General features: G+C 58.0%; 16 protein-coding genes and 2 pseudogenes. 8 read left to right on the top strand and 10 right to left on the bottom strand.

What is annotated here, in order from left to right; all coding sequences use genetic code 11:
* Window positions 1–155: 155 nt before the first annotated feature.
* The 7 genes and pseudogenes from AC3B5Q_RS09635 to AC3B5Q_RS09605 all read right to left on the bottom strand — a co-directional run.
* On the bottom strand, window positions 156–1,055 hold the full coding sequence (locus AC3B5Q_RS09635) for a phytanoyl-CoA dioxygenase family protein (protein WP_441252836.1): 900 nt from the start codon (window positions 1,053–1,055) through the stop codon (window positions 156–158).
* A gap of 140 nt (window positions 1,056–1,195) precedes the next feature.
* The gene (locus tag AC3B5Q_RS09630; protein WP_104883756.1) at window positions 1,196–2,500 is read right to left on the bottom strand and encodes an alginate export family protein; all 1,305 of its coding nucleotides are present in this window, start codon (window positions 2,498–2,500) and stop codon (window positions 1,196–1,198) included.
* A gap of 148 nt (window positions 2,501–2,648) precedes the next feature.
* Window positions 2,649–3,677 carry an AraC family transcriptional regulator gene (locus AC3B5Q_RS09625; protein WP_441252837.1) on the bottom strand — a complete coding sequence of 343 codons (1,029 nt, stop codon included), beginning with the start codon at window positions 3,675–3,677 and terminating at the stop codon, window positions 2,649–2,651.
* Between the two features lie 103 nt (window positions 3,678–3,780).
* Window positions 3,781–4,452: a TetR/AcrR family transcriptional regulator gene (locus tag AC3B5Q_RS09620; RefSeq protein ID WP_488393040.1), complete on the bottom strand. Its 672-nt coding sequence runs from the start codon at window positions 4,450–4,452 to the stop codon at window positions 3,781–3,783.
* Window positions 4,453–4,641: 189 nt separating this feature from the next.
* On the bottom strand, window positions 4,642–6,117 hold the full coding sequence (locus tag AC3B5Q_RS09615; RefSeq protein WP_104883753.1) for a cytosine permease: 1,476 nt from the start codon (window positions 6,115–6,117) through the stop codon (window positions 4,642–4,644).
* Window positions 6,118–6,129: 12 nt separating this feature from the next.
* Window positions 6,130–6,354 (bottom strand): hypothetical protein, encoded by a 225-nt coding sequence (locus AC3B5Q_RS09610; RefSeq protein WP_104883752.1) that lies wholly within the window; start codon window positions 6,352–6,354, stop codon window positions 6,130–6,132.
* A gap of 212 nt (window positions 6,355–6,566) precedes the next feature.
* A pseudogene (locus AC3B5Q_RS09605) lies at window positions 6,567–7,472 on the bottom strand (NAD(P)-dependent oxidoreductase); the annotation flags it as partial.
* Window positions 7,473–7,773: 301 nt separating this feature from the next.
* On the opposite strand from AC3B5Q_RS09605, the gene AC3B5Q_RS09600 reads away from it, so the two are divergent.
* From AC3B5Q_RS09600 to AC3B5Q_RS09565, 8 genes and pseudogenes are all read left to right on the top strand, one after another.
* Window positions 7,774–8,760 carry an aminotransferase class IV gene (locus AC3B5Q_RS09600; protein ID WP_441252839.1) on the top strand — a complete coding sequence of 329 codons (987 nt, stop codon included), beginning with the start codon at window positions 7,774–7,776 and terminating at the stop codon, window positions 8,758–8,760.
* 76 nt (window positions 8,761–8,836) lie between these two features.
* A complete protein-coding gene (locus AC3B5Q_RS09595) occupies window positions 8,837–9,706 on the top strand; it encodes a phytanoyl-CoA dioxygenase family protein (protein WP_104883749.1) in 870 nt (289 codons plus the stop codon).
* Between the two features lie 90 nt (window positions 9,707–9,796).
* A complete protein-coding gene (locus tag AC3B5Q_RS09590; RefSeq protein WP_441252840.1) occupies window positions 9,797–10,678 on the top strand; it encodes an NAD(P)-dependent oxidoreductase in 882 nt (293 codons plus the stop codon).
* 24 nt (window positions 10,679–10,702) lie between these two features.
* Complete coding sequence (locus AC3B5Q_RS09585; RefSeq protein WP_441252841.1) at window positions 10,703–11,230, top strand: NAD(P)-binding domain-containing protein; 528 nt, start codon at window positions 10,703–10,705, stop codon at window positions 11,228–11,230.
* Window positions 11,231–11,263: 33 nt separating this feature from the next.
* Window positions 11,264–12,547, top strand: a pseudogene (locus tag AC3B5Q_RS09580) (PDC sensor domain-containing protein); the annotation flags it as partial.
* Window positions 12,548–12,700: 153 nt separating this feature from the next.
* Entirely contained in the window at window positions 12,701–13,405 is a 705-nt protein-coding gene (locus AC3B5Q_RS09575; RefSeq protein ID WP_488393122.1) for a methyl-accepting chemotaxis protein, read from the top strand.
* A 551-nt stretch (window positions 13,406–13,956) separates the two neighbouring features.
* Complete coding sequence (locus AC3B5Q_RS09570; RefSeq protein WP_158664914.1) at window positions 13,957–15,144, top strand: AraC family transcriptional regulator; 1,188 nt, start codon at window positions 13,957–13,959, stop codon at window positions 15,142–15,144.
* Between the two features lie 40 nt (window positions 15,145–15,184).
* Entirely contained in the window at window positions 15,185–15,985 is an 801-nt protein-coding gene (locus AC3B5Q_RS09565) for an SDR family NAD(P)-dependent oxidoreductase (RefSeq protein ID WP_104883743.1), read from the top strand.
* A 70-nt stretch (window positions 15,986–16,055) separates the two neighbouring features.
* Here the strand turns inward: AC3B5Q_RS09565 and AC3B5Q_RS09560 are convergent, their stop codons facing one another.
* From AC3B5Q_RS09560 to AC3B5Q_RS09550, 3 genes are read right to left on the bottom strand one after another with little or no spacing between them, the layout of a single operon-like run.
* Window positions 16,056–16,826, bottom strand: a complete 771-nt coding sequence (locus tag AC3B5Q_RS09560; RefSeq protein WP_104883742.1) for an SDR family NAD(P)-dependent oxidoreductase — start codon at window positions 16,824–16,826, stop codon at window positions 16,056–16,058.
* A complete protein-coding gene (locus AC3B5Q_RS09555) occupies window positions 16,826–18,010 on the bottom strand; it encodes an acetyl-CoA C-acyltransferase (protein WP_441253308.1) in 1,185 nt (394 codons plus the stop codon). Before AC3B5Q_RS09555 ends, AC3B5Q_RS09560 begins: the two co-directional genes overlap by 1 nt.
* Before the next feature lie 25 nt (window positions 18,011–18,035).
* On the bottom strand, window positions 18,036–20,147 hold the full coding sequence (locus AC3B5Q_RS09550) for a 3-hydroxyacyl-CoA dehydrogenase NAD-binding domain-containing protein (RefSeq protein WP_441252842.1): 2,112 nt from the start codon (window positions 20,145–20,147) through the stop codon (window positions 18,036–18,038).
* Between the last annotated feature and the right edge of the window lie 33 nt (window positions 20,148–20,180).

Here is a 20,180-nt window from a genome sequence, read left to right as displayed (position 1 = left end):
CCCCAGGGATAGCGCATTTTCTGAACTCAGCGCCAACCCTGTGGAAGCGGGCTTGCTCGCGAAGGGCTGCAAAGCAGCCCCAGTAATGTTGTAGAAACCTTAACTGACTGGCATTAACCCGCAGGTTGCCTTTGTCAAAGCCTGGTCTAGCCAGCTCAATGGGTCTGCTCTACCAGCCCCAGCGACTTGAGCACGTCATCGGATTGCAGGAACGTGTGTGGGCTGAGCATCTTGCCGCCTTGCTCCACCCATCCCATGAAGTTCTCGCCAGCATCCCAGCCAAGCAAGCGCTGCACTTCGCTAGGCAATCCCTTGAGCGTCTCGAAGGGTATGGACAAGTACTGGTTTTCTTCCTGGCGTACGCATCCCAGGTCGATGCCCATGGTCAGGCCCGTGCGAGGTGCATCGCTGGAGTTAGTGCCGCCGCCGTGGTAAGTCGAACCGATGAACAGAAGCGCGGAACCTGCAGCCATCTCCGCGTTCACGGCCTCTTCGGGTTGAGGGCAGCGCTCATCGTCCCACTTGTGGCTGCCGGGGATCACCTTGGTCGCGCCCGTGGCTTCGGTAAACTCGGTTATCGCCAGCATGATCTGCAGCCGTGCTTCGCGTCCGTAGTTGGGATGACGCCAGAGGAAGCTGGTGTCATCGCGGTGCAGCGGTTGCTTGCCCTGGCCTGGATGAATTTGGATGGCTTGAGTCATACCAATCTGGATTTGCGGAGTGACCGTGGTGCGTTGCTGGCCAAACCAGACCGATACGGGCTTTTGCAGGATTTTGCGTGCGGCCCCAAGGTACAAGGGATGCAGGACGACATCGACCATGCGCGAACAGCGCGCGAACAGCCGACTAGCGCGACGTGTGGAGGTGCCGACGAAAAAGTTTTCATGACCAAAGCTCGAAGTATCCAGCGCAGCGTCGATCTGCTGCTTGAGTTCGCTGAGCACATCGCTGGCCATAAAGTCCGCAATAATAACGCCGCCATCGCGCTCGATGATCTCGACGACGTGCTCAACGGATGCAGTACCCGGCAGAGTCACAAGGGAAGCGGTAGACATGATTGAGGCCCTCTGGAAATGTGGTGTGCAACCGCCTGGAATGTAGGGTGAGGTGCACGCAGCTGACAGGTTCGTAGCAGACAAAAAAAAGGAGCGATGGGGCCATTCAAGAAAATGCCCGCACGCCCCTTTCAAGGTAATCAGAAGCTCCAGGTCACAATGGTTTCAAAGAGTTGGGAACGGTTGTTGTCACCGTAGATCTGCTTGGCGGCATCGCCGGGCAATGCCATGCCATACACGGCACTGACCGTCAGCGAGGGTGTCACTGTCCAGTTCACATACACATCTAACTCGTTGGCAAAATCGCGGCTGGTCACACCCTCGGGTGCTTTATCCAGACGGAAGCGATAGCCCATAACGCCAAAGTCGATATTCTCGCGTGGCTGCAAGGCCAGCTTGAGTAAATCGATATTGACGTTACTGTTGAACAGCATGTACTCACCGACGATCTCACCTTGGTACCAAGTGCCGTACTCACCGCCATAGCCATAGGTCATCGGGTCGTAGTCGTCGGAGTACTGAGTCCGGCGATAGGTCAGCGTCGGCGTCCATGGCACGTCGGTGAAGGCATAGCTGGCTTGTGCGTACCAACCATGAGCGGACTTGTCGGCATCACCCCCCTTCTGCCAGACATACTCACCAGCCAGGCTGACTTGTGGGAGCGCCGTAAATGGCGTGCCTTTGGCACGCACGTCGTACACATCCACGCCATCCCGTGCTGCGTTGTCAGCGTCCAGCGTGTGGTAATAAGTGGCCCCCAGCGTACCCAAGCTGTCACGCCATTCGAAATTGCCGCCGCGCAAGCGCAGGTTCTCTTTGTAGTCAGCGTATTCAAGGTCAGCGCTGGCCGTCAGGTCGAACACATCCGCATGAATCTTGCCGGTATCCAACTGGGCGATAAGGGTATTTTTGAATGCGGTGCGTGGGCCAATCCAGGCGGCTGCGTCCTTGCCTTGGTCAGCATGGCCATCACCGATCAGAAAACCGTTGTCGATCATGAAGTTCTGACGACCGCCGCTCAGCGTCAGCGCATCCTTGCCTAGCGAGGGGAACAAATCCGCACTTTTCCAGCCGACAAAGGCCGTTTCCAACCCAACGGACTCCGGGTCGTCATGGGTAAATCCACCAGCGTCACTGTCGCCTCGCGTCATTGCACCGACCGCCGAAACGCCACCAAATACCGTCCCGAACGCGGTTTGCGGCCCGGTGACTTTTACATCGGGCAAAACAAAGCCTTCAACACGGCTGGAGGTACGGTCCACCTCAAGCCCAATACCGCTGGTGCGGCCGCCAAACGCCTGATTCTTGTGATAGAGGTACGCCGCGCCCACCGTCACCGAGGGTTCGACCAACACATCCCCGATTTGAAAGCTGTCGAGAGCGAACCCCGAGCCCGCATAAAGCACTCCGACACCTGCCGCCACACTGCGAACCAACACTTTCATAACTACCCCTCTTCCCGATCACTGCGTGATGCCAATCATGGCGACTTGCTATTGATTGTCTGGTTTGAGGGGGTTGGGCTAAAGGCGCAAACGGGTCAAAAAAGGGGATCTTAGGGGACACTTGCCACCGAGAACACCCGCACCTTTTTCAGTGCCTGACCTTCGAGCGATATTGCGAAGGCGTGCACCCGCTCCAGCGCTGAAAAGCCCTCCTGAAAGCAGCAGCCTCGCTGAAGCCCAGGTGCTCGGCAATGCGTGCAATAGGCACTTGCCGTATCAACAGCTCTTGAGCGCGTTGATAGCGCACTTCACCCAGCAGCTCATTAAAACTGGTGCCTGCGGCACGTAAATGACGCTGTAGGGTTTTGCTTGAACAGGCCATGCTCACGGCAATGTTGTTCAGAGTGGGCGCCGGCTCGAACTGCGTGGCAATAGCGGATCTCACATTGGCAAGAAAATCACGAGGGCTTTCCAGGTGGGATTTGAGCTCTGAACAATGCCTCTTCATCTGGTCATGGGAAACAGAATGCGCACACGGCAATGGCTGGTCGAGCCAGCGGGCATCGAAAGACAAGCTGTTGGGACGCGAGGAATCGAACGACACCGGGCAGGCGAAGTAACGCTCATAGGTCTGCGCATCGGCCAATTCGGGAAAGCTGATATTGACGCTCAACACCGGCAACGGCTGGTAAAGTAAATCAGCCATCAGACTTTGCACTGCCGTCAGGCAAAACTCGATCGCCAACCCGCGCAACTCATCCTCCACCTCGAAGGTGTCGGTAACGCTCAGGGTTGCCACACCACACTCTTGCTTCAAGGCCAATTGGAAGCCTGTCCCCAGCGGCAACGGGAACTCGAACAGCAAACCCAATGCTGATCGCAAGTCACTACTGGAAAGCAGAGTGAAACCGAAGATGCCATAGGCCGCCAATCGACACCGACTGCCCAGCTCCAGGCCAAGATGCGCATTGCCTGACAAGGCAAGGGCATTGCGCAAGATAGTGTATTCCTGAGAGGGTGTTATCAGCCGCAGGCCCGCCTGCAACTCCTCGACCTCAAGATCCGTGCCCTGTAGCAACCTCTGGGTGGTATGACCCGCCTCAATCATCAGCGAGTCGACCAGTGCAATGAAATGCAAGGTGGCGAGCCGATCGATGTCTTCAAGAGTTCCTCCCATAATGCTCACTTCCCATGCTGATTCAGCAGGGAGAATAAACGCAGGTCAGAAATCAGAAACAGGTGCGCAGCGACCAGAAAACGGGGCGCAGAGGCCTAAAGACTCAGCCAACGCGAATCATGTTGAGCCACATCGTGCGCATCGTTTCGAGTGTATCGTCCCAGTGCTGCTGGTCGGCAGCGATCTGCTTGTTGTACAGCAACAACCCTTCGATTTGCGAAGCGATCAGCGTCGCGTAGACATCAGCCTTACTGTGGGTCACCGCAGGGTTCACATCTCTGATCAGGCTGGCCAGGATGCGGCAGAACTCGCCGTATATATGCTTGAGGTGTTCATTGACGTCCTTGTCATGTTCGGCCAGCGCCCACGTCTGGAATGAAAACGACGCGATCCAGGGGTCCAGTGTCGTGACCATGTCTTCATCGATGATTTTGATAAAGCGCTGCTCTGGCGTCAGCGACGTCTGATTGGCAATGTCGTGAAAACGGGTGACAAACACCTCTATTTTTGCCCTGATCATTGAAAGCAACAGGTTTTCGGTGGTCCCGCAGTAGTGCTGCAGGTTGCTGAGGCTGATACCCAACTCATTGGCAACGCGACGCGAGGAAAACTGAGCGTAACCATCACGCACGAACAGCTTGGCGGCGGTCTCGATGATGTCCTCGATACGCTGCACGCGTTTTTTTTCACGGGGGCTGGCCGTTCTGTCGAACAAAGTCTCGCTCCGTGTGGTTTCACTCAACATCGCGTAATGCTCCAAAAGCGTGTCTTTCACTAATGCCTGCAGGCAAGACCGCGATGCAACATCACGGACCTAGATGCGCCGGGCGTCCTACCCAACATAGCCAAATTGTAAGTAGGACACCTGACTTAGGTCAAGCGACCTTATTTTAAGATCATATGACCTTCACCATAAAACAAAAGGCCCCGGCGGGGAGCCAGGGCCTTGTTCTACAAGGCTGGGCTACAAGCCCACACTGACCTTCTTCAGTGCCAACTGATCAACGTTACGATAACCGCCTTTGTCACTCAAGGCGATCACCAGGCGCATAGCCACATAATACGTCACGAGGCACAGTGCAAAAGAAGGCATGGCTGCGCCGATATAGCGGAACGAACCGCCTACTGCCAATGTCATCGGGTTGAACAGCGACAGATAGGTCCATATCCCGAGTGCGATGGTCCCCATCGCCACCCAGTTCACCCCACCCCAAAACCAGTAGGCGCTTTCACGGGTCTTGACGAACAGATGGGCCGGCAGGACTTTCTGGCGACGCAGCAACAGGTAATCGGTGAGCAGGATCGCAGCAATACCGACAAACATCGCCCCGTTGTAGGCCAGCCAATTCATCACATGAGCGATCAGCCATTCCGTTTCAAAAGCCACGACGATGCCTGGAAGCAACAGCAGCGCGATGATGATGTCCCAGCGTAACTTGGCAAAAAACCTGATCTGCTGGACTGAAACCCCGGCCAGGTAAAAGAAGCTGATCAAGGTGCCCAGGTTCGCCAGTAGCAGGATCGTCACGATCAACGTACCCAGACCATTACCGGCCGTCTTGACCACCCACTCGGCAGGCTCAGTGGAGCCTGTGGCCACGGCGGCCAACGCACCTACAGCCGTCGTGAAGCCCGCACCAATCAACCCGGCCCCCAGCAGGCAAGGCGTGACCAGGTGTTTACGCTTGTGGATCAAACGTGCCATGCCGCCAAAGAACGGCACAATCGTCAGTGCATTGGAGGCACCAAACTCTACGCCGTAGGCCAGTTGCAACAATGGATCGGTGGTGTAGGCCAGCTTCGGATCAACATTGGTATGCAGTAACGTTGAAAAACTGACATCCCGGGTCACGAGGTATAACAAGACGGCCGCAATGATCAGAATCGCAGGTGACGTGAAGCGCGTCAGCATGGCGATCATGGCAGGGCCTTTCCTAAGCAACAGCCAGATCAGCGCCAGCATGGCAATCGAGACACCGGCCACGAAGGTATTGTCGATGCCGCCGCCAGGGTTGAACAGCACCTGCTGCAAGCGCCCTGCAGCCTGCCCGGTCATGGCGATCAGTACAAACGACCAGCCCAACGTAGTTATCAGGATCATCACCAGCAACAATGACGAGCCGCGAGTGCCCAATACGCTCTTGGCCGCATCCACCGGGTCGACACCATGACGATAACTCAACATCCCCGACGCCAGGTACATGGGCGCCAGTGTCATCATCAGACCGATCACATAGCCGAGGATACCGATGGACGTGCTGCCAATGTAGGCAATCGATGCACCGAACAAGTAGTTAAAACTAGCCGCGCCGATCGCAATGGCCGCCCCCAACAAGGTGCCGAATCCGTTGTATAACCGCGCAGAACCCGGCACTGGCAAACGCCCTGCCAGGGTTTCCCGAGAGATGAGCCCACTTACGTCTTCACCTGCATTACTCATGGCAAACCTCTATCAGATGGAAAAGCCCACAAGGGCCCAAAGGACAACACCGGCAACAAACCAGCCCACGGCCGTCAGGATGATCGAGCCAGTCGGCAAACTGGTTTCGTCTTTGAGGTTTTCGTCAGAGGTCAAGGCGATCAGGCTTTTGACCAGGTCAAGGTCGAGGTCGCCGATCGTCTCATCGATCAGAAAGGCATGTTCGCCGGGAAGATGAAGGCTGGATGCATCACGCATGAGCTGCTCCTGAAGCGGTAGAGGGCAGGATGTCTGGAAAATCGTTCTTATTGTGTGTGTCAGCATCCCTGCATTCGCGACCTGTCCAGTCACTTCCACGCCATCCGTGACGCTTCGATTATGAGCCTGGCAACCCTGCCAAACAGGTGCAAAGGGGACATTTTTACGGCCATCGCGCCCCTCCCTGCCGGCCAGCCGCTGGACGGTATCGTTCAACTCGGGCGGCGGAATACTTCAAAGACTGCCGGTAACTCATCGGCCTCGTGACCTTGCGCAGCCGTCTTGTCGACGTACGCTGAAAACAGCTGCAGCAAGCGGTGTTCCACGCCCGAATCCTTAGCCCGTTTGAGCAACGACTGCACACCTAGCGAATGCACATGAATAGAGGCTTCATTGCCTGAATAGTCCTGCTGTTCGATGGCTTCAATGGTGCGTTTCCAAGTGCTGTCTATCACGGGCCTGAAGGCATTCAAGGCTGTTTCGAAGTCCTTGATATCGACCTGCTCGGCCAACAGCATCGCCGCACTCTGCATCAACGCGAAAGTATTGCCGTAGTACATCGTCAATAGACTGCCATCGAGCAAGTTGGCCGACGAAGGTTTGCTACCGACATACGTCATCCGCCCTCCCAGCAGTTTCATTTGCGCCTCGCACCTGGACCACACGGCACTGTCACCCGAGACCAACAGCAGGCATTCGGGGCCGCCGACCTTGGTCGGGTAATCCATGATCGCGCCATCCAGATAGTCGGCCCCGACTTCTGCCGCCCAGCGAGCCCCCTGCTCGGCCTCTTTGCCATCGCCAGTGGTCAACTGCACAACCGTCTTGCCCTTGAGAAGCGGCGTGATTTCATCGCGATGAAACAGTGCATCGCTGGTGGCGTAGTCCGCGAGGCAAACGATGATGAGGTCAGACGCGCGGATCGCAGCGGCAAAGTCGCAAGCCGCCTTCGCACCCATGGCAACCAACGCGTCAGCCTTGGATGCCGAGCGATTCCACACGGTGATCTGCAGCCCGGCATCGATAAAAGGCGGGACCAATGCCGCGCCCATCTGGCCAAGACCAATGAACGTTGCTGTTGAGTGCATTGAATCTTTCATGCCACTTCCTTCTCGCTGATGAACAGTCGACGGCCTCTGCCGCGTTGCCCAGGAACTCTAGGCATCGGTCGCTCAGCGAAAAAGGTGATTTATGGCCAACAAAGCATCCTGGCAGGACAGCGAGCTGGCATACCCGGCACCTGGTTCTGTCACGTTGTAGGGTGGCCGCGTAGACGTCGAAATTTGGCCCCGGCACACCTGTTTGATGGCGTCATGGCCGCCCTACCATGGGCTCACCGGCAACACAGCTGAAGGGCCCTGCGCGTTGCGCGGCTCCCATCTCAACTTGGGCCTCAACTCGCTATTAAGAGAGTGACCGATGAGCATCATCCAGGCACAACACATCATGTTGAACGACCCGGGCCATCTCCGCGTCGCCTACGAGCCGAAATATGGTCACGGCTCGGCCTTCATCAATGGCACCTATGTGGATTTGGACAACGCAGCGATCCCGATGAGAGACTTGGGCTTTACCCAGGCCGATGCCTGCTACGACGTTGTCAGCGTCAGCAAGGGCTATCTGTTTCGCCTGGAAGACCACCTTGCGCGCTTCGAGAGTGCCTGCGCCAAGTTCCAACTGACCAACCCCTACAGCAAAGCGCAAACCACCGAGATCCTCACCAACCTGATCAAACAGGCGGGCGCCAAGGAAGCGTACGTCTGGTGGGCTGTGACACGTGGGCTCATGCGCGTCGGTGGAGACCGGATCAACCCCCAGTCCTTCGAAAACCGCTTCTACGCCTTTGTCGTGCCCTACGTCTTTCTTTCCAACGATGAACAGCGCTCGCGCGGCATCGATCTGCTGGTCAGCAAGCAATACATTCGCATCCCACCCGAAGCCGTCGACCCAACCGCAAAAAACTTCCACTGGATGGACCTCAAGCTGTCGTTGTTCGAAGCCAAGGCCGCCAACAAGGAATGGTCGGTGCTCTGTGATGCCAATGGCTATCTGACCGAAGCCCCAGGCTCCAATATTTTCCTGATCAAGGACGGGGTGTTGTACACGCCGGACTCCGGCTGCCTAGAAGGCATCACACGCAAGACCACACTGGAGTTGGCGAAGGATGTCGGCATGCCGATCCATGTCGAGCGTGTCCATGTCGAACAGTTGATCAATGCCGACGAAGCCTTCCTCACCTCTACTGCCGGCGGGATCATGCCGATCAACAGCGTCGATGACACCGTACTGGGCGGCCATGCGGGCCCAGGCGCGCTGACGACCCAACTGCACAATCTTTACTGGACCAAACGCTGGGATGGCTGGCTCGGGACTGCGGTGGATTACAGCGTACCCGCCAACGTCTAGTCGGTCGGCCGGGTGCGATAGCCGCTGTTCGGCATCGCCCCGTCCCATCACTTCTCATACTCAACAGGTTTCCGTCATGACCAGTGCATTCAAGAAAATCACTCTCGACACCCCGAAAGAAGAAGTCCTGAAAATCCTCAAAGAGGATGCCGGGGTCATCATCAAAGGCATGCTCACGCTCGATCAGGTCACTCGCTTCAACACGGAAATACAACCTGAACTGGACAAGATTCCCGCAGGCTCGTCCAAGACCAACGAAGGTGCCCAGGATTTTCACGGGGCCAATACCAAACGCTTGACCAACCTGGTCACCCACAGCAAGACATTCCGCGAAGAAATCATCGATCACGACAAGGTTCATCAGTTGGCACACGCCATTCTGAGCCCCTGGTGCGATACCTACTGGATGGGGACCGCGCAAGTCATCGAGATCGGCCCGGGCAGCAAAGCCCAACCGCTGCACCGTGATTTCGAAAACTACATGGCGTTCAAGGAGATGGGCATCAAAGCCCCGGACGTCATCTGCAACTTCCTGATCGCACTGAGCCCCTGCACTGAAGAAAATGGCGCGACGCGCATCATTCCTGGTAGCCAGTACTGGCCCGACTACAATGATCGCGGCACGCCGGAAATGACGGTCCCCGCGGAACTTGAACCCGGTGACGCTCTGTTTTTCACTGGCAAGATCGCCCACGGCGGTGGCGCCAACATAACCACAGACCAATACCGCCGTGCGGTGGCCTTTACCTTCAACCTCGGCTGGCTGGTCCCTGAGGAAGCCTACCCTTTCGTAGTCGATATGGAACTGGTCCGCACCCTGTCACCGCGCGTGCAGCAGATCCTCGGCTTCCGCTCCTTTACCGCCGACCTCTACGGCCTGCCGGGTCTGTGGCAAGTCAACTACGAGGAAATTGCCGACTACATCGGCCTCAACCCTCCTCGCTGATACCTACACCTCTTGCCGCCACGCACTGATCTTCTTGATGTCGGCGCGTGGCGCTCACCTTTCAATGTCTTACAGTCTTGAGGACTGCGCATGTCAACGTCTGGTAAGTCTTCCGTCAGCGTCCTGGGCCTGGGTGCCATGGGCGGTGTACTCGCCCGCACCCTGTTGCAATCCGGGCATGCTGTAACCATCTGGAATCGCAGTCCTGAGCGCGCGACGACCTTGGTCCAGGAAGGAGCCAGCCTCGTCCGCAGCGCCAACGAAGCGATCGAGGCAAGCAACCTGATCATCATTTGCATGATCGACAAAGCCGCTTCAGAGGACGTATTGAGCCGCCTGGACCCGTTGCTGGACATGCACGGCAAAACTATCGTCAACATGAGCACCGGTACAGTGGACGATGTGCAGCGCATCGCCAGCTTGGTGGAACACCGCAATGGGTTTTACATCGACGCCGGCATCATGTGCTACCCCAAGGACATCGGCGGTCAACACACCACCATCCTCTATTCGGGCAACAGCGACGCCTACCACAGCCATGAACACATCCTGAAACGGCTGGCAGGCAACTCGAAGTTTCTGGGCAGCGATCCGACCGCCTGCACCCCGGCCTACCTTGCGCTCTACGCCTTCTACTTCGGCGCCTTTGCTGCCTGGCTGGAAGGGGCTGTACTCGCTTCATGCGCTGGCATTTCAATTCAGGATTTCAAGGCCCTGTCGCCGATCATGAGCGACATGCTGGTAGACGGCATCAACACTGCCGCCGACCGTATCGCAGCCAGCAACTACAGCGGCGAGCAAGCGTCGGTCGATGTGCATGTCGCAGGCCAGGAAGTGGTGCTCGAGGCACTGCAAGGTGCAAACGCCCCCCACGCCAGCACCGACGCCTATCTGACCTACTGCAGGCTGGCCCAGGCCGCTGGCATGGGCGAATTGGATATTGCATCGCTGTTCAAAGCCATGCATCCGTGAGTCGATAATCTCCAGGATTCCCCCATGAGCACCTCACCCAAGCGTATTGCCGTCATCGGCCTCGACCACTTCGGCAGCAACATTGCCCGGACGCTTTCCAGACACGGATTCGAAGTAGCCGGGCTGGACCCGCTACGCGGCAATCAAGTAGCGCCTTGTGAAGGTTTCAAACTGCTGCGCAACCTGGAGCAGGCGATCGACAGCAGCGATGTCGTGATCACCTGTTTTCCCGATCAACTGTTGATGAATGCACGCTTGTGCAGCCCTGAAGCAACCTTTGGCCTGCACGGCAAGGCGCTCATCAGCTTCAACACCGCGCAGACACGCCCCGCCGCATCGGCCCGGTCGATGGGCGAATGGGCCCGCAGCGAACAGATCGACTACCTCGAAGTCAGCCTCAACAGCCAGGCCGATGCGATAGGCCAACATGACTGCGAACTGCTCTGCTCTGGCTCTCTGAAGGCTTATCAGAAGCTTCAGACACTGTGCAGGACACTGGGCGCCAGGCTGACTTATCTGGGCAACGATTGTGGCGCAACCCTGAAGGGCTGACCCCGCCTCTTCCCTACCTGCTGACGGTGATCCATGCATATGAACCTGTCGATCAAACTGAAAATCGTTTTCTTGACAGGGCTCTGCCTGTTGCTCTGTCTGGCCGCGGTGATCGCGGCCAACCTCTATCAAATGAATCGAACCGATCAAATGGTCGAACAACGCAGCAGCGCGCTACTGGAAGAGAGTGCGCGCCTCCAACTGACCACTAGCGGCGCCGTACAACGCCAGCTGATTGAGAAAAAATTCAGTGACGCGTTGTTATTCGGGCAAGAGTTCAACAGACAGTTGCTGGCCTTGCGCTCTCAGATATCCACGGGCCGTGCGCAGGAACATGAGGTACGCAAGGAGATCATCGAGCAAAGTCATAGAGCGCTGGCCGCGCACCCCGAAATGCTCGGCCTGTTCGTCACATTTGAGCCTGGCCGGCTCGGTGGCAACGATGGCGCATTCATCGGCATGGACGAACTCGGCGGCAATGACAGCGGGCGTTTTTCAAGCTACTGGTCCCAGGTCGATCCGTCCCAACCGCAATACGCCGTCTATCCGGAAGAGCTGTTTACCCGCACCACCCCCGACGCCAGCGGTACTCCGTACAACTACTGGTATACCTGTGCGCTGAAGACGCGTGCGCAATGCCTGACCTCTCCCTACCAGGATATTCTGAACGGCCAGTCCGTGACCGTCATCTCAATGGCCATTCCTCTGCTGGACGCTGGAAACGTCATTGGCATGACCGTCGTCGATATCAACATTTCCGATCTTCAGAAGCAGAGCCAGGAACTAGCTGGCGGACTGTATGGTGCAAACGTTGTAGTCAGCATTATCAGCAATACCGGCGTAGTCGCAGCAAAAAGCGATGATGCGCACGCCAGCGGCAAAAACAGCGCTGACATATGGCCAGGCACAGGCAAGACCTACAGTGCTGCTCAGCTTCCGCCCCAACCCCAAGCGACACGGCGAGGCGAGCATTACCAGTTGCTCGTACCTTTCAATCCTATACCAGGCAACGCGGCATGGGCGGTGAAGATCGATGTGCCCTGGAAAGTATTGATGTTACCTGCCCGTACGTTGACCACGATATTGACCGAGCAACGCCAGGCCGCAACGCTGAATGTCGTATTACTAGGAGGGTTGTTGGCCTTCATCGGGTTGATCTTGATCGCATGGAGTATTCGCAGCGCGTTGGCGCCGCTCCATTCGATCACCCAGCGGATCCAAGACATTGCGGTTGGCGACGGCGATCTCACTCAACGCATCAGTTACTCGCAACAGGACGAGCTGGGCTTGCTGGCCGGTTGGTTCAACCGTTTTCTTGACAAGCTGCAACCGATCATCCGAGACATTCAGCAAACTTCGCTGCAAACCCAACATGCCGCAAGACAAGCCTCCCACCTGGCGACTCATTCGCACGAACAGTTGCTGCAACAGGCAAGCGAAGTCGACCAGGTGGCCACCGCCTCCAATGAAATGGCCGCGACGGCCCATGAGGTCGCACGTAGCACTGCGTCAGCCGCGCAAGCCGCGTATGACACTGATCAGGCGGCAAGCCGGGCACGCAGCGAAGTGGGCCGCGCCACCCAGGTTATTGAAACCTTGGCCTCGGAAATGAACGACAGCATGCTTCTAGTCGAGAGCCTCGCCTTGAGCAGCGCGAAAATCAGCGATGTGCTGGATGTGATTCGAAGCATCGCTGAACAGACAAACCTGCTGGCCTTGAACGCAGCCATTGAAGCTGCCCGTGCAGGAGAGGCAGGCCGCGGTTTTGCCGTGGTGGCCGATGAGGTGCGGACACTTGCGCGACGAACTCAGGAGTCGGTGATTGAAAGCCAACACGTGATCGAACTGCTGCAAGACAATACCCGCACCGTTGTCAGTGCAATGCATAGCAGCCAGGGGCTGACTACCCAAGGTGTGGAAGAGGTACGCCGTGCGGTCGAGTCTCTGCACGCGATCAGCACCGCCGTTGGCTCTATCAATGAAATGAATGTACAGATAGCCACCGCCACGGAGGAACAAAGTGCGGTTGCTGAAGAGATCAATACCAACGTCAATGCCATCCGCGACCTGAGCCTTACCCTCGGTAAAGGCGGTAGGGAGTCCTCTCAACTCAGTGAAAGCCTGGATGGCCTGGCCATCGATCTCACCCAGAAGACGCAACAGTTCCGCGTATAGGGCCATGTTATTCACTTAGAGCTGCTTTGCAGCCCGCACGGATGGCCCGGATTCATGGGCTTTGCAAGGGTCCTGTAGGAGCGGGCTTGCCCACGATGGGCCGCACAGCGGCCCCAGGATCGTATGGATACCACCTAAATGCACAGCACTACGCGTGACTGGGCATTCTTCTCTTCTTCCTTTTATCGAAATTATGCGCACTGACATTCATCTGTCACTTGACCTAGGTCGGTCGACCGTATTTAATCGGTCACATGACCTAGTAATTGCGAAAGCGATTTCCGGGTTTGATCCAAATTCAATTCCTACCTGATAGACCAACAAAAACAGGGGACTGCGTGATAGCCCCGAGGTCAGGAGAAAAAAATGAGGTCAAAGACCCACAGCGTCACCGTGTTGGCCCTGAGCCCGGTGACGTCCGTTTCAAACGGTTTCTTTCAGTCCAGCGTCATTGGCCTGGTGTCGCAGTACGATCCCCTGCCGCTATTGGACCTTCCCGAACTGCCCACACCACCCCCGGTTATCTCGAATAAATCCATGCGAGCGATGCGTTGCGCCAGCGCGATTTAACGCCGTCATCTTTGCTTGGTTACATCAGTGAGGGCAGTACAATGGGACTGATCGAAACGACACCTATCACATTGGACGACAAGGTTTTTTCCACCGCGGAGATCCTGGCGGCAGCCAGCTTGGTGAATGCGGATGAATACTTGGTGAATGAGTGCCTGGCAGCAGGCTCCATGACGCTTTCTGACCTAAGCAACCCGCAGACCAGGATTTCGCTCAATCAGCAATCGCGGATTCATGCCGCGTTCAATCTCAAGGCCAGTAACCCACTACTGAGCCTGCAGGTCGGCAAGCGTCTGCACCTGACCTCATACGGCATTGTCGGTTTCGCCATGCTCAGCAGTGCCACCTTGCGCGAAGCTCTGGAAACCGCACGGCAGTTCGGGCTGCTGATCAATCTGAAGATGGGCCTGCAGTTGAGCGTCGAGAATGGCGTGGCCCTGCTTGAGCTCAGTGATCAGTACGGCTTGATCAGCCCTGAGAATGCCTTCTGGTATTACCTGGAAGTGTCAAAGCTGCTAACGCTGCTTCATGACATCCTGGGGCGCGACTTCAGCTGCGAGGGCATTGACCTGGGCATTGATGCCGCATCTGACCAGCAAACGACCATTCGGGAAAGTCTCGGTGTGGAGGTACGTTTCAACTGCGAGCGCACCGCCATTCGGTTTTCACCGCATTGGCTCGATAACAAGCTGCCACAGTCCAACACCATCACTCACGCCAGTTGCAAGGCCAACTGTCAGTCGCAACTGAGTGAAATCGTCCAGAAATACGACATCAGCTACCAAGTCCAGAATCTGTTGCTCAGTTCCGGCCCATGCATCGCATCACTGTCCGAAATCGCCGACCAGTTGCACCTGTCGCCTCGCACGCTGCGCCGACGCCTCGATGCCTTAGGCACCTCCTATAACTCGCTGCTGGTGGAAGTACGCAAGAAGTTGGCCATTCGCTACTTGCTCAACACGCCCATGACGACCGAGGCGATTTCAGAACAACTCAACTACAGCGATGCGGCGAACTTTCGCCATGCCTTCAAACGCTGGACCGGGCGCTCACCACGCGAATACCGCGTGCTCAACAACGCAGGCAAGCATGCCTCACGGTTTGGGCAAGGTAAGACCGGTGTGGGCTTAGGGCTTTCAAACGCCGTTGGGTTAGGCGCGAGCTTGTAACGCACCGTTATTGGTACTTCAGAAACGAGGATGGCTTTTGATGGATATGAAACTGGCTGGGAAGGTCGTTGTGATCACTGGGGCAAGCACCGGACTTGGGCGCGGTATTGCGCTGAAACTGGCTGAGGAAGGCTCATGTCTGGTGGTTGGTGACATTCAGGAGGCCAGCAATCCTGACGGCTTCGACAAACAGCCTGAATTGACTACTGCCGAGCTGATTATCGCGCGTGGCGGCCAGGCGCTTTACCAGCGTTGCGATGTGACCCGTAGCGAAGACCTGACAGCCCTCGTCGACGCCGCTACCCGTCGATTCGGGCGCATCGACATCATGATCAATAACGCCGGTGTCTATCGCGATGGCAAACTCATTCACGAGTTTGCCGAGGCGGACCTGGACCTGTGCCTGAACGTCAACGTCAAGGGCACGTTCTTCGGAGCCCAAGCAGCTGTCAGAGCCTTCCTGCAACAAGGTGGCGGCGGCAACATCATCAACTTGGTCTCCACAGCGGGCTTACAGGGCCACCCCTGGCAGTCGGTATACAACATCTCCAAGGCTGCACAGGCCAACATGACCCGATGCCTGGCCATTGAATACGGTCACGAAGGCATTCGCGTCAATGGCATCTGCCCAACGTATGCCAAGACCGCATTAACCCGTGCCCTGATGGAACAACCTGGGTATGTCGATGACTTCGCCGAAACCATTCCGCTCAAGCGCTGGGGTGAAATCAATGACGTCGCCGACCTGGCTGTGTTCCTGGCCTCGGAGCGCTCCAGCTATATCCATGGCGCCCTGGTACGCATCGATGGTGGTGAAACCCTTTCGCGCTATTCGGTCTGACCTAGCAAGGCTGCGCCTTGCATCGTCAGCTGGCGATGGGCCGCGTTGCGGCCCAAACCACTGCGAGGGGTTACAGCGAGCTGACCAGATGCCCTCCATCCACCGCCAACGTCGCCCCCGTCATGAAGCTGCCCGCAGCGCTAGCAAGCAATAGCAACGGGCCATCCAGTTGCTCCAGTTGCCCAAGCTTGCGCATCGGCACCGCCGCCTTGATATACGCCTGGCCTTTCTCTGAAGCGAAGTAGCTGTCGTTCATTTCAGTCTGGAAATACCCAGGGGCAATGGCGTTGACCCTGATGTCATACCGCGCGAATTCCAGTGCCAGTGCCTTGGTCAACTGCAACACCCCGGCCTTGGCCGCGCAGTAGTGGCTCAAGCCCGTGCCCACACGCTCACCAAGGATAGATGCGATGTTGACGATGCTGCCGCCCCGCCCTGCCTTGGCCAGGCGCTGAGCCGCACATTGGGCCACCCGCCAGACACCGTCGAGATTGGTGGAGATCATGGTGCTCCACTCCTGCTCGCTGACGTCCAACGCTTTGACCGCGCCTCCTACACCGGCATTGTTGATGACCACATCGACCACACCGAACGCTTGCTCAGCCCGATCGAAGGCAGCCTCGACACTCGCCCGCGAGGTGACATCCAGAGCCACCGCAATCACCTCGCCGCCTTGAGCGCGCAACTGCTCGGCCAACGTGTGCAAACGCTCCTCTCGCCGTGCGGCAAGCACCACTTTTGCACCGGCACAGCTGACCACTTGCGCGAAGTGCGCGCCCAAACCGCTGGATGCACCGGTCACCAGCACCACTTTTCCTTGCAATGAAAACAGGTTACTCATCACAACACCTCGAACAGGCCAGCGGCACCCATGCCGCCGCCCACACACATGGTAATCACGACGTACTTGACGCCTCGCCGTTGCCCTTCCAATAACGCATGGCCCACCATTCGGGCACCACTCATGCCATAAGGATGGCCAATAGCAATGGCACCACCGTTGACATTCAATCGTTCGTTGGGGATGCCCAGCTTGTCCCGGCAATAAATCACCTGGCAAGCGAACGCTTCGTTCACCTCCCACAGGCCGATATCTTCCACTCGCAGCCCATGCTGCTTGAGCAGCCTTGGCACTGCCAGCACAGGCCCGATACCCATTTCTTCAGGTGCGAGCCCGGCCACGGTGATGCCTCGATACAGACCCAAGGGTTCAAGGTTGCGGCGCTCAGCCAAGCGGCCGTCCATCAGCACGCAGGCACTGGCGCCGTCAGACAACTGGCTGGCATTGCCGGCTGTGATGCTCCCGCCCTCAACCACCGCTTTGAGATTACCCAGGTCCTCGAGCCGGGTACTGGGGCGGTTACCTTCGTCCAGATTGAGCGTGACGGGCTCAAGGCTGACAACGCCCGTGATCTTGTCGACAAATGTCCTGGTAGCGCTCACCGAAATGATCTCGTCGGCGAACAGGCCGGCGCGCTGCGCTGCGGCGACCCGTTGCTGCGACTGCAGCGCATAGGCATCCTGACTGTCGCGACTGATGCCGTAACGTTGCGCAACCCTCTCAGCGGTTTGCAACATGGGCATGTAGGCATGAGCGACATGCTTCTCGACGCGAGGATCGCGTTCAGCGAACGCCCACTCCATGTTTCTGGATTGCACGGCGCTGATATTTTCCTGGCCCGCACCGATGACCACCCGCATGCCATCGTGAATGATCTGTTTGGCCGCGGTCGCGATCGCCATCAGGCCCGAAGCGCATTGGCGATCAATAGTTTGCCCGGCCACACTCAATGGCAAGCCGGCGGCCAATGCGCTCATGCGCCCCAGATTCCAGCCTGCGGTACCACTAGGCATGGCGGTGCCCATCACCAAGTCTTCGATTTCACCGGGTTCGACCCCTGCCCGCTCTACGGCAGCCGCAATGGCAAACGACGCCATGCTGGGAGACTTGAGACTATTGAAAGAGCCCTTGAACGCCTTGGCGATGGGGGTTCGGGCAGTTGAAAGAATGACAGCGTCCGACATGATCAGATCTCCTTGAGTGGGTGCCTTAAAGGCGCTGAATGCGAGCGTGCCCAGCGGCCACCAGGCGTTGCAGCAAAGGGGCCGGCTCAAACCACATCTGCCCGTACCCGCCCAGTTGCTCACGGTAGTGCTCGATACCTGCCAGGACCCGGCCTAGCCCGAGTCGCTCGGCATAGTGCAGAGGGCCGCCGAGCCAGGCCGGGAAGCCGTAGCCATTGATCCACACCAGGTCGATATCACCGCTGCGCTGGGCAATACCCTCATCCAGCAGTTGGATGCCTTCGTTGATCAGCATGAACAGGCAGCGATCATGAATTTCCTCATTACTGATCGCTCGACGCGCAATGCCGAGCTCATGGGCCAGCACCTCCGCGCAGGCCACCACCTCATAGTCCTCGATACGCTCGCGACCTTCATAGCGGTAGAAACCGCGACCGGTCTTTTGCCCGTAATGGCCGTGGCTGTACAACTCATCCGCCAGCTTGAAATAGCTGGCGTCATGGGCAATCGCTTCACGCCGGGACTCACGCACCAGGTAGCCGACATCGATCCCGGCCAAGTCGTACATCGACAGCACGCCCATCGCCAGACCCAGGTCGGTCAGCACGCCGTCCACCTGGGCCGGGGTTGCGCCTTCCAGTACCAGCCGGTGCGCTTCACGGGCATAGGGTTCGAGCATTCGGTTGCCGATAAAGCCAAAACACACACCGGAAACAACGGCGATCTTTTCGATACGCCGGGCAAGGTCCAGGGTGGTCGCCAGCACTTGCGCCGATGTCTCGCGTCCGCGCACCACTTCCAGCAGGCGCATGATGTTGGCGGGGCTGAAGAAGTGCAGCCCGATCACGTCTTGCGGGCGTCGGGTGACGGCTGCAATCAAGTCCACATCCAGGGTTGACGTGTTGGTCGCCAGAATGGCACCCGCCTTGCACACCTCATCCAGGGTGCGGAAGACGTTCTGCTTGATCGACAGGCGCTCGAACACGGCCTCAATCACCAGGTCGGCCTGGGCGATGTCGGCGTATTCCAGGGTTCCTGTGATCAGGGCCATACGTGCGTCGAGTTGCTGCGGGGTCAGCTTGCCGCGTTTGACGCTGCTGTCGTACTGCTTGCGAATCTGCGCGAGCCCCCGGTCCAGCGCTTCGCCCTTGAGTTCCAGCAGGGTGACCGGGATGCCGGCATTGGCGAAGTTCATGGCGATGCCGCCGCCCATGGTCCCCGCGCCGATCACGGCAACACGCTGCACCGGGCGAAGTGCGATGTCTTTGCTGACGCCCGGTATCTTCAAGGCTTCGCGCTGGGCGAAAAACTGGTGGCGCAAGGCCGTTGACTGGGCAGAGGATTCGGCCTGCGCAAACAGCGCATGCTCTTTGGCCAAGCCCGCTTGCAACGAACCACTGCAGGCCGCCTGAACAGCTTGCAGGGCAAGGACAGGCGCCAACTGCCCCTTCCAACGCCGAGCGTGGGTGGCCGCGTATTCGTCGAAGAATTGGCTCGGTAACCCTTGTGCCGGGTCCGCATGGCGCCAGGCTGGCTGGGCCGGTGCTGATTCGGCCACTCGGGCGGCGGCAAACGCTGTCGCCGCCGCCAGCAAGTCTTCCCCTTCTGCAACCACCTGGTCAACCAATCCCAGCGCCAGAGCCTTGGACGCCGACACCGGCTCACCGCTGATGATCATCTCCAGTGCCGCTTGCGCACCGATCAGGCGGGGCAGCCGTTGAGTACCGCCGGCGCCGGGCAACAGGCCGATGCGAGTTTCCGGTAGGCCCAACGTGGCATTCGCAGCGCTGATGCGGTAACCACATGCCAGCGCGGTTTCCAGGCCGCCCCCCAGCGCAGTACCGGCAATCGCTGCGACCAGCGGTTTGGGCGACTCGGCCAGCCGACACAACAGGCTGGCAAGGTCTGGCGTCGCGAACGCGGCCGGCGAACCAAACTCGCTGATATCGGCACCGGCGCTGAAAGCCCGGCCCTGCCCATGAATCACCACGGCGCACACCTGGGCATCGGCCAGGGCCCGCTCGAACGCCTCGGCCAGTGCCGCGCGCAGCGGCTGGCCCAGCGCATTGACCGGAGGTCGAGCCAGCCCGATCAGGGCCACCTGGCCTTCCAACCGGTAATCAATCAGTGTCGTCATGAGCGTATTCCTGAAAACTGAAGGCTATTGAGG

The sequence above is a fragment of the Pseudomonas sp. D5(2026) genome (genome assembly GCF_057766845.1).
This window is presented reverse-complemented; position numbering and strand designations above follow the sequence as displayed.